Genomic DNA, 14,189 nt, shown 5'->3' on the forward strand with positions numbered 1-14,189 from the left:
AATCATCAACTATTAAGGCCTTTATCTGATCCAAGTATTTTCCTCCTCATTATTTTTCTCTTTTTTTATAAATAAAACCACATAAATTTAAGAAAAGCAAAAAAACTATTGCTAAGATTATACCATATTTAGGATTTAGATTGAAAAAAGCGCGACCGAATATAATTATTCCGATCGCAACAGCGAAGATAGAAGTTATAAAAACCGATGCAGCAGAAACATCTTTGATTATCTTTACCGACGAACTATAAAAAGGATGAAGAAAATCCAACAGTTTCTCTGTTACGGTATTCACTGTTTCCATGATCAACACTAGCATAACTGTGAATATTAAAAGTATAAACTCTACTTGAGTTAAGTTGGCAAAAATAGCAACAATTAACACTATCAACCCTATTAAACTTTGTATTCTAAAATTTCTTTGAGTTTTATAAATTTCAATGAGCCCTTTCAATGCGTAAGAAAAACTACTTTTTAGGCTCCTATTTTCATCATTTTTATTCATAACCTTTCCCTAATTTTTTATACATTTTAGTTGACTCTAAAGGATACCTTTTTTTATATAAAGCATAACCAATTTTGAGAGCTTTTTCATCAATTTCTAAGTAACTTTCTGATACGTTCAAATTGACTTCTTCTATAAGCCTTTCCAAACTAATTACCTCAGTTACTGAACAAAGGACCCCTAACCCTATCATGTTAGCCACATTTTTGTTTGATAATTCTTCTATAGCTATTTGTGAAGCTGGGACTTTGATTATTTTTTTGGTAATCCTTTCTACATACTGAGGTATATTTTCAACAAATTTTTCATCGTATAATAAAATGCCATTTCTTTTGAGATTCCCAATATGACTTAAACCAACATCGTGCATCAAATACAATATATCAAAATTTTCAGCTTCAGGATAATCTATAGGTTCTTGATCGAAAAGCACATCACAATAAGAAAGTCCACCTCTCACTTGGGCACCATAATGTTGAGATTGAACTACCCAAAATCCTTCTTTTACCAATGCTTTTGCAAATATTATTCCCATTAAGATGTTACCTTGACCGGCTTCTCCACTGAATCTCACCGAATTAGGTGTACTTATTGAACTACTCACTTTGGTGATACCTCCTGTGAAACCAATTTTTTCCTTAATTTTTCATACCTGTCAACGTAGCCTTCTTTTTCAACTTTCAGAAATTCACCTATTATAATCTTATCTTTCAAGTCATTTTCATACATATTTTTAGCTTTGCTTAGTATGACAGAGTTATCTTTGAAATATCGCAACATTTTAGTAGGTCCCGTCATTTTATTGTATCTTCCATAATAAGTATGGCAATTTGTAACAATCTCAACAACCGACATACCTTTGTGTTTTAAGGCGTTTTCTATGTATTTAACGGATAACATGTAATGAAAAACGGTTGATCTAGCTACGTAAGTGGCACCCGAGGTTATTGCAAGATCAACAGCATCAAAATTGTTTTCTAAATTCCCATAAGGGGAAGTTGAAGCGTAAGTCCCAGGAGGTGTTTCAGGTGAATATTGCCCGCCTGTCATGCCATAAATAGAATTGTTGAAGATAATAACAGTTAGATCCATGTTTCTACGGCAAGCGTGAATAAAATGATTTCCACCTATTGCCAGTATATCTCCATCTCCTCCCATTACTACCACATTAAACTCTGGCTTTGCTAGTTTAACTCCTGTTGCAAAGGCCACAGCCCTTCCGTGGAGTGTGTGCATAGTGTTAAAGTCAAGGTACCCTGTAGCTCTTGAAGAACATCCTATACCTGATACAACTGCCACTTTGTTTTTATCTAAACTTAAATTATCGACCGCTTCCACAAAACTTTTCATTATTATTCCATTACCACATCCAGGACACCATACATGGGTCATTCTATCTTTTCTTAAATACTTAAAGTATCTTTCTACAGGCATTTTATCCCACCTTTCCATTTTGATATTTATTTTGATCATTCAACAACTTTTGTTTGTATGTTGCAAGTATCAAAAAACAGTTTTGTTAGACTATCCGGATAACCTTCTCTATAATAAACCTTTTTTATTCCAGCGTTTATTATCAACCTAGCACATACAGAACATGGTTGGTGGGTGATATAAATTGATGCGTTATCAGTACTAATACCAAATTTAGCAGCTTGCATCAAGGCATTTTGTTCTGCATGAAGACCATAACAAATTTCTTGGTTTTCTCCACTTTTTATACTTAAATCGTCCCTTATGCAACCTATATCATCACAGTGAGGAAAACCGGACGGCGGTTGATTGTAACCGGTTGCTAAGATCCTTTTTTCCTTTACAATTACTGCTCCTACTTTTCTATGCAAACAGGTTGATCTTTTACTTACCAAATCCGCTACTTCCATAAAATATTTGTCCCAATCTTTCCTTTTTTTGAATAAGTTGGGACTATTAAAATTTTTATTCTGCAAATAATTTTCAACTTCATCCTTTTTTCCCAAGAAAAAACCTCCCTTATGTTGGAGCTATATCTAATAACTTCTCAAAAACTAACCTTGAAAAGTTTAAACCTTTTGTAGTTAATTTAATAGAATCATCTATAGATATATATTCTTCCAAATTATTTTTTAACTGATTTAAGACATTGTCAACCAAATTTTTAGAGAATCTTTGAACCAAAGAATCATAAGTTATTCCTTTTGTTAGCCTCAAAGACATAAATAGTGTTTCTAACAACTCAGCAAACTCGTCATTCAACTTTTTTGTCCGATATGGAAGCTTATCATCATTTAATTGTGTAATATATGCTTTAACATCTGAAGTATTCACATATCTTTTTTTGTTGATATACCCTCCAGCAGAAACTCCAAATCCAACATAATCTAAGTTATACCAATAAAACAGATTGTGAATACATTCTTTGTTGGGTAACGACCAACTTGAAATTTCATATCTATTATATTCAGATTTCTCAAATTGATCATAGATATAATCAAGGAGGTCGTATACCAAGTCATCTTCCGGAAGTTTCATTTCCTTGATTTCAAGAAAATGTTTTAAGGGAGTATCATGTGAAGAATCCAATAAATAATAAGAAATATGAGAAGGTTTCATCTTTTCTATAAATTCCAAATTACTATTAACCGTATCGAAATTTTCATATGGTAATCCGACGATAAAATCTATATTTATATTATCATAAAAAGACGTCAAAAGTTTATAAGATTCTAATTCTTTATTAAAATCATGAGATCTTCCAACAGTTTTTAATATCTTATCAGAAGTACTTTGAAACCCCATTGATATTCTGTTGATTCCTATTTCCTTATAAAAATGTACTTTTTTCTCATTAACACTTTCTGGATTTACCTCTATCGTGAATTCTTCTAAATTAGAAAGATCAAGATGTTCTTGTAATGTACGAAAAGTTTGAAAAATAAATTCTTCCTCAACAAAAGACGGGGTTCCACCTCCAAAATAAATCGTTCTAACTTTCCTATCTTTTAATTTTTTACCTTTCAAAGCGATTTCTTTGTATAATGCGTTAAAATATTCTTCTTTTAAAGATAAATCGGTTGTAGATACATAGTCACAATAAAGGCATCTCCTCACACAAAAAGGTATGTGTAAATATAATGCAATATAATTAGAATTCAAAAAACAAACCTCCTCCTTTTTCGTTGAACGAAAAAAGTAGAGGCAACTTAAGATTTTCATTATAAATATAAAATTCGTAAAAAAAATCTTGACCAAAAGCTATTCTTGTACCAAGATGCAACTGCTGATCGAATATATTCATTGGAACTGAAAATCCAATATTTGGGTACCATTTTTGTTGTATTAACGCTGCTCCTACGTCGATTGTATCTACATAGTAGCTGTCTAGGTTAACGAGAGGAACATTTAAATAGAAACCATTTGAATAACCTAAACTAATTGGTATTTCTATAGGCCTATATATTCGAGCTTTTACTTCAAATAGATTTATATTTTTATTGTTAAAAAGAAATAAATTTCCTATAGCATATGAAGGGACATTGAACTTAGCTTGAGTGAAGTTATATATATCGTGGTCGACATTTTTAACCTCAACTCTTTGAAAATTTTTTACTGTCAAAACTCCCAAAAAATTATTTTCAAGTTTGTACTCATATCCTACACCAAATTCACTGTTGTATACTGGTACATTCACAAACACATTAAAAAAAGACTCTCCAGTTTTCAGTTTTATCGTCCTGTTGAAGAGCTTATTTTCTATATATAAAGAGTGGTAATCGGAATAACCGATCTCTAATCCAAAATCTTCAAAAGACGATGTAGACAGTGTAAAGGTCGCACCTTTATTTTCTATCTCTGGACCGAAGGGAGTGTACCCTACATAAGATAAAAGTATTGTTGAAATAAACATAAAAAATCCGATAAAATACAATTTTCTCAAGGATCATCACCTCGTGATGATTTTCAATTATCTTCAAGTAATTCATTGAGTATTTCGTTCGTTTTTTGAGGGTTAGCTTTGCCCTTTGTTTGCTTCATAACTTCGCCAACAAAAAATCCCAAAAGTTTCTTTTTACCATTCTTATACTTTTCAACACTATCGGGATTTTCTTTTAAAACATTTTCAATTATTTTTCTTAACTCATCTTCATTTTCTATTTGTTTTAAGCCTTTCTTTTCAACGATCAGTTTGGGGCTATCACCTGTTCTATACATCTGGGGAAAAATATCTTTAGCGATCTTTGTTGAAATTGTATTTGTATCTAAAAGCATTTTTAATTCCGCAAAATGCTCGGGTTTAATTTTTACATTTTCGATACTATCCTCATTTTCTTTCATCTCTCTTAATAACTCAGTTAAGATAAAATTACTAACAAATTTGGCATCCTTAGTCAATTCTACGCATCTTTCATAATAATCAGCTAACTCTTTGTCTGAAGAGAGAATTTGTGCGTCATATTCAGGTATGTTGTACTGTGCAACAAACCTTTTAGTCTTCTCTTCTGGCATTTCAGGAATGAGTTTTTTTACTGTTTCAATAAGTTCATCGTTCAAAATTAGGATGGGGAGATCTGGTTCAGGAAAATATCTGTAGTCCATCTCTTCTTCTTTTGTTCTCATCGAAAATGTCTCTTTTTTGTTGGCATCCCACCCTCTCGTTTCTTGTATTAACTCCCTACCTTCTTCTAAATTATTAATAATCCTATCTCTTTCATATTCTAACGCTTTTTCTACAAATTTGAATGAGTTTATATTCTTAATCTCTACCCTTTTACTTATTTCTTCGTTTTTTTGGTTAAGAATAGAAATATTTGCATCACATCTCAAAGCTCCTTTTTCCATATCACCCGTTGAAATATCAGCGTATCTAAGCAAATTTCTTAATTTCTCCATAAATATCCTTGCCTGTTTAGGAGTCTCTATATCCGGCTCGGTTACAATTTCTAAAAGAGGTATGCCTGCCCTATTAAAATCGATTAAACTTTCTTGAGCATAGGAAATCTGATCCCCTTCATGAAGCATCTTAGCCGTATCTTCTTCCATATGCATCCTTCTTATTCTTATCTTTTTGCCTTCAACGTCTATGTATCCTCCACTTACTATGGGATGAAAATACTGCGTAATTTGATAACCCTTTGGCAAATCGGGGTAAAAATAATTCTTTCTATCGAACCTAGAAAACTTATTTATACGTCCATTTAATATTAATCCAGCTTTTATCGCAAGTTTAAGCGCTTCCTCGTTTAATACCGGCAACGTTCCAGGTTGGCCTGTACATACTGGACAAATATTAATATTCGGCTCAGCTTCATAATGCTCTGTACTACATGAACAAAAGGCTTTGGATTTTGTTAGTAATTGGGCGTGTATTTCTAATCCTATAATGGTTTTATACATAATTTTTCAACTCCCTGGAGGTCTCTTTAAAGAAATTGTCTGCTATAGTTAATAATTCCTCATCCTTCATATATCGACCAATGAATTGTATACCAAAAGGTAACCCTTGGACATCACCAAAAGGAATACTTATGGCAGGTGATCCATTTAAATTCGCAGGGATTGTAAAAATATCCATTAAATAATAATCTAAAGGTTTTAACTTTTCCCCTATCTTTGGTGGGAGAACAGGAGATGTGGGGGTCATTATCAAATTATAATCGTTTAAAACTTCCTTTATTTTGTCACTCAACAATTTTCTTACTTTTGAGGCTTTTGAGTAATATTGATCGTAATAAAGAGAAGATAGATTAAAAGTTCCCATCATTATTCTTCTTTTTACTTCCATACCAAAACCAACTTCTCTAGTAGATTTATACATTCTATTCAAACCTAAGGCATCGTTCCTCAACCCATATTTGACACCATCGTATCTTGAAAGATTGGATGAAGCTTCAGCAGGGGCTATTATATAATAAATTGCTACTGAATATTCAAGTTCCGGTATGTCTTTTACGTCAACTATTGCTCCTTTGCTTCTCAAAAAGTTAATAGCCCTTTCAAATTGTTTTATTACATTATTATCTGCATTTTCATGGTAAACAACCTTTGGAATGCAAATTTTGGTTTTGGATAAATCTATATCTACATCTTTTACCAGATCTTTATCGTGCTCCAACGTGGTTGAATCCTTGGGATCTTTTCCTTTCATAATTTCTGTAACAGTTCTAACGTCCTTAACATTATTTGCAAAAACACCTATTTGATCCAATGAAGATGAAAAAGCGGTTAAACCGTATCGTGATATCATACCGTATGACGGCTTAAATCCAACAACACCACAAAAAGCGGCGGGCTGTCTTACTGAGCCTCCGGTATCGGATCCTAGAGAAAATGGAACGTACCCTGCTGCTACAGCTGCAGCTGAACCTCCACTACTACCCCCCGGGACTCGTGCCAAATCCTTAGGATTTCTTACAGCTCCAAAGGCTGAATGTTCGTTGGTATTACCCATGGCAAACTCGTCCATATTAGTTTTCCCTACCACTGTAAAACCTGCTTTTAAAAGCCTTTCAACGGCAGTTGCGGTATAAGGAGAATTATAATTTTCAAGGATTTTAGAACCGTTTGTTGTTTTAGTTCCTTCAACTAAAATGTTATCCTTGACCAAAAAAGGTATGCCAAAATAGTCGCCATCTTTATTCCCTTCAACCTTTTCTATTCTCAAAACTGAATTTATTTCTTTATCTTTTTCATAAATCTTTTTGATACTTTCTTCTATGACATTTTTACCAACCAAATCATCTATGGTCAAATACATCACCTCAAAAAAGAGTTTTAATTAAAATATGTAGTATCTAAAATCGAATATCAAAAGTAAAACAAAACTTGCAATAATTAATCCGTAAGACAAGTAAGAAAGCGTTCTCCACCCTTGGTAACTCCTCTTTGTGTACCTTATAGGTGTTAACCAACCAAAGGTAAAACCTATTCCTAATCCTCCTAAATGTGCAAAATTGTTTATATTAGCACCTGGTAAGAATCCCCAGATCACGTTTATTAAGATAATTGGGAGTAAAGCGGTCCCTGTTACAGGTCTCAATATAGTTGGGGTATCGTGCCTAAATCCCGCCCCAAAAAGTAGTCCTATCAATCCGAATATCGCACCTGATGCTCCTACAGAGATCGCACCCGGTAAAAATAAGTGGGTTAAAAGATTACCAAAAAGCCCTGATAAAATGTATATTGAAATAAATCTTTCTTTTCCATATGCCCTTTCAACTAAGTTTCCCACGTAAAATAGGGCAAACATATTGAAAAATACATGAAATAATCCACCATGAACAAACATAGAAGTAATCAATCGAAACCACTCCCCAGCAGTGATTAAATTACCAAGTTGGGCTCCAAAAAGTATGTATATACGTGGGCTAGAAAAAGCTCTTATACCACCAAATAAAAACATCATTATAAATATCAAAACATTCAATATTATTAAGTAACTTGTGACATTTCTTTGCATCTCTTTCTCCTTTCTTTATCTATATGTATGGTATGCCTTAGTTTTCACGGAGTTTGATTCCTTTATCGTTCAATCTTTCTAAAATGGATCTTTCCACTTCATTGACTTCTTCTTCTGTTAAAGTTTTATTTTCTGATCTATAAACTATTGAAACGGTTATACTTATTTTATCTTCTTCTATGTTTTTCCCTCTGTAAACGTCAAAGATCTTAAAATCTTCCACAATATCTGCAGCACTTACTATTATTTCTTGAATCTCTTTAAATTCGATGTTGATGGGAACAATCATAGAATATTCCCTTTTGATAGCAGGAAAATCCACTTTTTTGAATTCTCTTTTTATTTCTTTTTTATCTATAAAAATCTTATCCAGATTGATCTCACAGATATATATTGGGTCTTTTATTTCGTAATAATTCTCTGCTGTTGCCGGATCAAGTAGACCTAAAAAGCCAACTTCTTCGTTATTGAAAAATAACCGAGCACTTTGTGCTTTCAGAAAACCAGGTTGATCATTTCTTACGTATTCTATTTTTACGTTGAATTCATTCAATAAGTTTTCTAAAGCTCCTTTTACAGAATAAAATGTAACCTCTCTCTTATCTGTGAAATCATCATTATTTTCTCTTCCTGTTGCAACAAAGGCGAGGTTAGTAAACTCCTTTGCACCTGTCTCACCGTCTTTATCTGCTTGAAAAACTTTATCAATTTCGAACATTTTTATATCTTTTGTTTGGTTTCTATAATTAAAAGAAGCCGAATCTAATAAACCATATATCAATTTGAATGACATGTATTCTAATTCCGCAGAGATAGGATTAATCAATCTTAAATCCAATTTGTTTTCCATCCACATTTTATTCCCGTTGTTCAGCGGAAAGGTCTTTGCCTCGTGATAACCGTTAGCCAACATAATCTCTGCTACCTTTTCTTTAAAAGAAACAAAATCTCCCTTACTTCCGATCATTCCACTTAGATTTGGGAAAGCAGACTGTATTTTTGAATAGCCGTAAACTCTACCAACCTCTTCAACAAGATCAATTTCTTGTGTAATATCTGGCCTTTTTGTTGGAATAGAAACCTTCCATTCCTCATCTATTATATCCCGAGGTAAATCCATCACCTTAATTTTTTCTTCCATTGATTTCTGGTTTGAACTTTTTTCCACTATTGTGAAATAAAAATCTAATTTTTTTAATATTTGTTCAATTTCTTTTTCTGCTAATTCTTTTCCCAATCTATTGTTTATATAACTCTTTTTAATTAATATTTCTTTATTTTTTATAGGTTCTGGATAAATATCCGTTGTAGGTCCGTCTACTTTTCCCCCTGCCAATTCGTTAATCAATTTAATTAATCTACCCATTACCATCTCACTATCGTTTGGATCAACTCCTCTTTCAAAACGGTACGAAGAATCAGAGGTTATCTTATGGTAAGTGGAAGACTTTCTTATATTAACAGGATCAAAATGCGCAACTTCTAGTAAGATATCTTTCGTATTTTCATTGATCCCACTTAATTCTCCACCCATTATGCCTCCAAGTGCAATTATGTTATCACCGTCGGTTATAAGTGTTTCTGCTCCTTCCATGGTGTACTCTTTACCATCCAAAAGCAGTATTTTTTCGCCTTTTTTGGCTTTTCTAACAACTATTTGATCCCCTATAAGATCTAAATCAAATGCATGGATGGGGTGACCTGTCTCTAACATTACATAGTTCGTTATATCTACAATATTGTTTATACTTCTTATTCCTGATCTTCCCAATCTTTTAACAAGCCACATGGGGGAGGGACCAATTTTAACATTTTTTACAACTGTTGCCATATATCGATTACATTTTTCATATTCTATTCTTACGGGAAACCCCTCACCTTTACTAATTTTTATATACTCAGGTAATTTAAATCCTACACCACAATCTATCGTTTCTAACTCTTTTGCAACACCTAAATAAGAAAGTAAATCAGGCCTATTGGGGAGTATCTCTATCTCTAAAATTTGATCGTATACATCAAAAAATTTAACAAAATCCGTTCCATTCGCAACGTCATCTACTATTCTATAAACTTTATCCGCATCATTAGATATACCTAATTCTTTCAAAGAACACATCATTCCTTGAGAAATTACTCCCTTAAACTCTCGTTCTTCTATTTTTAAATTATTTGCTAAAGTCGCCCCAGGAAGTGCCACCGGAACTTTTTCACCAACCTTAACTGTAAGATCCCCAGTGACTATATTTTTTATACCTTTCCCTAAATCTATCTTACATACTACTAAATTATCAGCATTTTCAAGCGGAGCTATTTCCTGAATCTCTCCAACTATGATATTATTAAGATTACTCCCGACTTTTTCAAAACCTTCTACATCCGACGAGTGAAGTTTTATCTCTTTTACCAATTCTTCGATATTTTTTGTGACTTTTATATAATCTTCAAGCCAATTTAAGGATACTTTCATCGTTACCTCCCTCTAAAATTTTGCTTGCCTATGCCGTATTGTTGATTATAAAGTTTCTATAAATCTAATGTCATTTTTATAAAATTCTCTTATATCTGGAATGTTATATTTCAACATCGCCACTCTTTCAATCCCCATTCCAAAAGCAAAGCCTTGCCATACTTTCGGATCGTAATTAACGCTTTGAAAAACGTTAGGATGAACTAGACCGGCTCCCAATATTTCTATCCAACCGGTATTTTTACAAACACTACACCCTTTTCCTCCACAAAAGATACAACTGATATCTACCTCAAAACTTGGTTCAGTAAAAGGGAAATAACTCGGACGCAACAATACCGAAACTTTATTCCCGAAAAATTTTTGTGCAAAAACTTCAAGATACATTTTTAAATGTGAAACGGAAACATTTTTATCAACATACAGCCCTTCTACTTGATGAAAAACAGGGGAATGGGTGGCGTCTAATTCATCTTTTCTGTATACCCTTCCGGGAGATATTATAGCCAACGGAGGCTTACTTTTCAACATCGTTCTCACTTGAACGGGAGAGGTATGGGTCCTTAAAAGCTTTTCTTTGTCCAAAGATAAATAAAAAGTATCCTGCATTTCTCTGGCAGGATGCCATTCAGGGGTATTAAGCGCATCAAAATTATACCAAGAATTCTCTATCTCTGGACCTTCAGCTATCGAAAAACCCATTCCGATGAATATTTCTTCTATTTCTTTTCTTGTTTTTGTGATTAAATTTTCTTTTCCAATCTTTCTACGGGCTCCGGGAATTGTAATATCAACCCAGTTTTTTTTCTCCTTTTCTTCCCTTTCTTTTTCTTTCAATTCATTTAACTTTTTATCAAAAATGGTTTCTAATTCTTCTTTTAATTCATTCACAGTTTTACCATATTGTTTTTTTAATGCTACGTCATCGATATCTTTAAGATTGTTCATTAGAGATTTGATCAAACCTTTTTTACCTAAATATTTAGATTTAAGATTTTGAAATTCCTGTATTTCTTTTACTTCTATTAGTTCTCTTTTTAAAGTGCCTATGATTTCATCTCTGTCTATTGTTAAAGACATCAAAATCCTCCTAAATTTTAAAAATTTAACTTTGGAAAATTGTTTTTTTCTAAAATATCAATCGAAAAATTCTTTTGATCCATACACAATAGATTCTCCCAACATATTAACTACCCTATCAGTGGTTGCTTGCAATAGTTCCACAGAATCACTTACTACCAATATACTACAGTCCTTTTTATAATAAGAAATGATCGTTGAAATGTCAGAAAGCTCAGCGTAGTTAATATCACATTTTCTCGCTCCTATAAATATCAAATGACGTCGTTTAGGTTTGTTTTTTAGTATGTTGTATATACTATCTTGCCAAATTTGAGGTACCACTATATGTGTAAAGGATCTTCCTACCCAATTCATTCCGTTGGCCAGAAAACCATTTATTTTAACTTCTTTTGCATACTTTTCAGGTTCAGAAATTAACTTAAAGAAATATGACGTCATTAATTCGGTCTCAGTGGTATATAAACCTAACGAAATACCTTTTTCCAACTTAATTTCTGGAAAGGTGAGAGAAGGTTGTACAATATCCAAAATAAGGCTATTTGAAACTCCTCCCTCAATCACCTTGCACACCTCTTTTTAACATTATTCTGATCTCTTCGATTATTCTCTTAGTATCTATCTTTTTAATTTTACCTGCGTCAATAGTAGAAAAAGTATCTTTAGTTAGATACATCAATGGTTTTAAATTCTCTAATGATCCCTCATTTTCATGGACAGCCACAACTTTTCCAACAACAAACTCATGGTCTCCTGTAGTAAAGGAATTTTCTAAAGTACATTCCATTGAAAAATAACCATCTTCGATATAGGGAGCTTTTACAAATTCAGAATCTTTCATCTTAACTCCGACTGCCAAGAGTTTATCACCTTCTCTTGCGGAAATCCGCCCAAGTTTTACAGATAATTCTGCTTTCTCATATGGTAAAAAAGTAACTGTAAATTCTTTTTCTTTAATTAACATTGGATAAGTATATCTTTGTTTTTTAATAGCAAATCCAAACAAGGGTGGGTTTGCAGAAAGCGGAGTATTCCAAGCTACCGTCATTGAATTGATAAAAGATCCACTTTTAACTGTGATCAAGCACACCGGCATAACCATATTTTTGCTGAATTGATTGATACTCATATTTACCCCTCCAAAAGAAAATTATACCATAACAATAGAAAAATCTGACATTTTCATTGACAATTTGGAAGAAAAAGTTATAATATAATTATCAATTTCCGATATCGAAATTAGATATATATGGAGGGAATAATTTTGATTGAATTTCAAAACGTTTCAAAAAAGTTCCAAGGTAAATACGTTCTAAGAAATTTTAATCTCAAAGTCCAAGAGGGGAGTAAAACCCTTATCTTTGGAAAATCCGGAATTGGAAAAACCACCATTTTTAGATTACTTTTAGGATTCATGAAACCAGATGAAGGACAATTACTATACAAAAATGAACGATTGAATGGTAAAAATATATGGGTTTTAAGAAAAGAGACCGTGTACATAGGGCAGGAACTAGATGTTGTTGACGGGACGGTAAGAGAAATAATTCGTAATATATTGAGTTATAAAATAAACCTTAAAGCACCTTTTGAAGAATCAAAATTAATAGAATTATTTGATTTTTTTGAACTAGAAGCAAATATTTTAGATAAAGACTTCCAAGCTCTTTCGGGTGGTGAAAAGCAGAGAGTTTTGATATCTATCTTTACACTTTTAAATAAAAAGATATACTTACTAGATGAGAGTACCTCTTCACTGGATAGAGAAATGAAAAATAAAGTTATAAAATATTTATTATCAAAAAAAGAATGGACTTTGATAGCAATATCTCATGATCAAGAATGGCTGAATAATGAAGGTTTAAATATAATAGAAATGGGGGGAAATTAAAATGGAACCTACAACTGATCTTTCTTTATTTTCACTTGCAATGGCTTATTTATTAATATTTTTCCCTGTTATTTTGAGTTATATTTTTAATTTGAAAATAAGCCGAGATGCCGTAATTTCAACGATCAGAATGAGCGTCCAACTTTTTATCATGTCTTTAATTTTAGCCTATCTTTTTCAATTTGATCATACATGGTTAAATATAGGCTGGTTATTTTTTATGATCTCCTTTGCCGCATTTCGAGTGATTGGTAGCAGCGGTTTAAATTTTAAAAGGTTTGTTTGGCCGGTATTTTTTGCTCTTACAATTTCTAATTTTATTGTACTTTTTTATTTTGATTTTGTAATTTTAAGGCTAGATAATATTTTCACTGCGAGATATTTCGTTGTAATAGGTGGTATGCTTTTAGGCAACGCTTTAACAGGAGATATTATTGGAATAAGTAATTTTTACAAAGATATACAAAGAAATAAGCAGAGATATTTTTTTGCCTTGGGAAATGGAGCTACCGTTTATGAAGCCACACTTCCATACTTAAGGAGTGCGTTGATATCTGCTCTCAGACCAACCATAGCAAACATGGCTACAGTTGGAATTGTGTATCTACCAGGAATGATGACCGGCCAGATTTTGGGAGGTGCATCTCCAGAAACAGCGATAAAATATCAAATTGCTATTTATGTATCTATTTTAACATCTGTCTCTCTTACTATAACACTAACAATATTATTCACAATGAAAAGTAGCTTCGATGAGTATGGGATACTTCGAGAAGATATATTTAAAAAATAAAAAAAGAAGGTGTTC

The 14,189-nt window shown here is 32.5% G+C and carries 15 protein-coding genes; 2 read left to right on the forward strand and 13 right to left on the reverse strand.

Annotation, left to right across the window (positions count from 1 at the left end):
- Positions 1 to 49: 49 nt before the first annotated feature.
- From AD60_RS01060 to AD60_RS01120, 13 genes are read right to left on the reverse strand one after another with little or no spacing between them, the layout of a single operon-like run.
- Entirely contained in the window at positions 50 to 505 is a 456-nt protein-coding gene (locus AD60_RS01060; RefSeq protein ID WP_103876027.1) for a diacylglycerol kinase family protein, read from the reverse strand.
- Positions 498 to 1,109 (reverse strand): 2-oxoacid:acceptor oxidoreductase family protein, encoded by a 612-nt coding sequence (locus AD60_RS01065; RefSeq protein WP_103876028.1) that lies wholly within the window; start codon positions 1,107 to 1,109, stop codon positions 498 to 500. Before AD60_RS01065 ends, AD60_RS01060 begins: the two co-directional genes overlap by 8 nt.
- A complete protein-coding gene (locus AD60_RS01070) occupies positions 1,106 to 1,939 on the reverse strand; it encodes a 2-oxoacid:ferredoxin oxidoreductase subunit beta (protein WP_103876029.1) in 834 nt (277 codons plus the stop codon). The genes AD60_RS01065 and AD60_RS01070 overlap by 4 nt, the downstream gene beginning before the upstream one ends.
- A 35-nt stretch (positions 1,940 to 1,974) precedes the next feature.
- Positions 1,975 to 2,484 carry a dCMP deaminase family protein gene (locus AD60_RS01075; protein ID WP_199177797.1) on the reverse strand — a complete coding sequence of 170 codons (510 nt, stop codon included), beginning with the start codon at positions 2,482 to 2,484 and terminating at the stop codon, positions 1,975 to 1,977.
- A gap of 13 nt (positions 2,485 to 2,497) precedes the next feature.
- Complete coding sequence (hemW, locus tag AD60_RS01080) at positions 2,498 to 3,640, reverse strand: radical SAM family heme chaperone HemW (protein WP_158248344.1); 1,143 nt, start codon at positions 3,638 to 3,640, stop codon at positions 2,498 to 2,500.
- Positions 3,630 to 4,421 (reverse strand): hypothetical protein, encoded by a 792-nt coding sequence (locus AD60_RS01085; protein ID WP_103876031.1) that lies wholly within the window; start codon positions 4,419 to 4,421, stop codon positions 3,630 to 3,632. The genes hemW and AD60_RS01085 overlap by 11 nt, the downstream gene beginning before the upstream one ends.
- A 23-nt stretch (positions 4,422 to 4,444) precedes the next feature.
- Positions 4,445 to 5,881: an Asp-tRNA(Asn)/Glu-tRNA(Gln) amidotransferase subunit GatB gene (gatB, locus tag AD60_RS01090; RefSeq protein ID WP_166667770.1), complete on the reverse strand. Its 1,437-nt coding sequence runs from the start codon at positions 5,879 to 5,881 to the stop codon at positions 4,445 to 4,447.
- The gene (gatA, locus tag AD60_RS01095; protein WP_199177798.1) at positions 5,871 to 7,232 is read right to left on the reverse strand and encodes an Asp-tRNA(Asn)/Glu-tRNA(Gln) amidotransferase subunit GatA; all 1,362 of its coding nucleotides are present in this window, start codon (positions 7,230 to 7,232) and stop codon (positions 5,871 to 5,873) included. Before gatA ends, gatB begins: the two co-directional genes overlap by 11 nt.
- A gap of 27 nt (positions 7,233 to 7,259) precedes the next feature.
- Positions 7,260 to 7,940 carry a rhomboid family intramembrane serine protease gene (locus tag AD60_RS01100; RefSeq protein WP_103876034.1) on the reverse strand — a complete coding sequence of 227 codons (681 nt, stop codon included), beginning with the start codon at positions 7,938 to 7,940 and terminating at the stop codon, positions 7,260 to 7,262.
- 37 nt (positions 7,941 to 7,977) lie between these two features.
- Positions 7,978 to 10,410 (reverse strand): phenylalanine--tRNA ligase subunit beta, encoded by a 2,433-nt coding sequence (gene pheT / locus AD60_RS01105; protein ID WP_103876035.1) that lies wholly within the window; start codon positions 10,408 to 10,410, stop codon positions 7,978 to 7,980.
- A 45-nt stretch (positions 10,411 to 10,455) separates the two neighbouring features.
- Positions 10,456 to 11,490, reverse strand: coding sequence for a phenylalanine--tRNA ligase subunit alpha (pheS, locus tag AD60_RS01110; RefSeq protein ID WP_103876036.1), 1,035 nt, complete (start codon positions 11,488 to 11,490; stop codon positions 10,456 to 10,458).
- Between the two features lie 57 nt (positions 11,491 to 11,547).
- Positions 11,548 to 12,054, reverse strand: a complete 507-nt coding sequence (locus AD60_RS01115) for a hypothetical protein (RefSeq protein WP_103876037.1) — start codon at positions 12,052 to 12,054, stop codon at positions 11,548 to 11,550.
- Positions 12,047 to 12,619, reverse strand: a complete 573-nt coding sequence (locus AD60_RS01120) for a flavin reductase family protein (protein WP_103876038.1) — start codon at positions 12,617 to 12,619, stop codon at positions 12,047 to 12,049. The genes AD60_RS01115 and AD60_RS01120 overlap by 8 nt, the downstream gene beginning before the upstream one ends.
- 135 nt (positions 12,620 to 12,754) lie before the next feature.
- Between AD60_RS01120 and AD60_RS01125 the strand changes: the two genes are divergently transcribed.
- A complete protein-coding gene (locus tag AD60_RS01125; RefSeq protein ID WP_158248345.1) occupies positions 12,755 to 13,381 on the forward strand; it encodes an ATP-binding cassette domain-containing protein in 627 nt (208 codons plus the stop codon).
- Position 13,382: 1 nt separating this feature from the next.
- Positions 13,383 to 14,174 carry an ABC transporter permease gene (locus tag AD60_RS01130; protein ID WP_103876040.1) on the forward strand — a complete coding sequence of 264 codons (792 nt, stop codon included), beginning with the start codon at positions 13,383 to 13,385 and terminating at the stop codon, positions 14,172 to 14,174.
- Positions 14,175 to 14,189 lie beyond the last annotated feature (15 nt).

It is taken from the genome of Petrotoga sp. SL27 (genome assembly GCF_002924605.1).
Classification (GTDB): Bacteria; Thermotogota; Thermotogae; order Petrotogales; family Petrotogaceae; genus Petrotoga; species Petrotoga sibirica.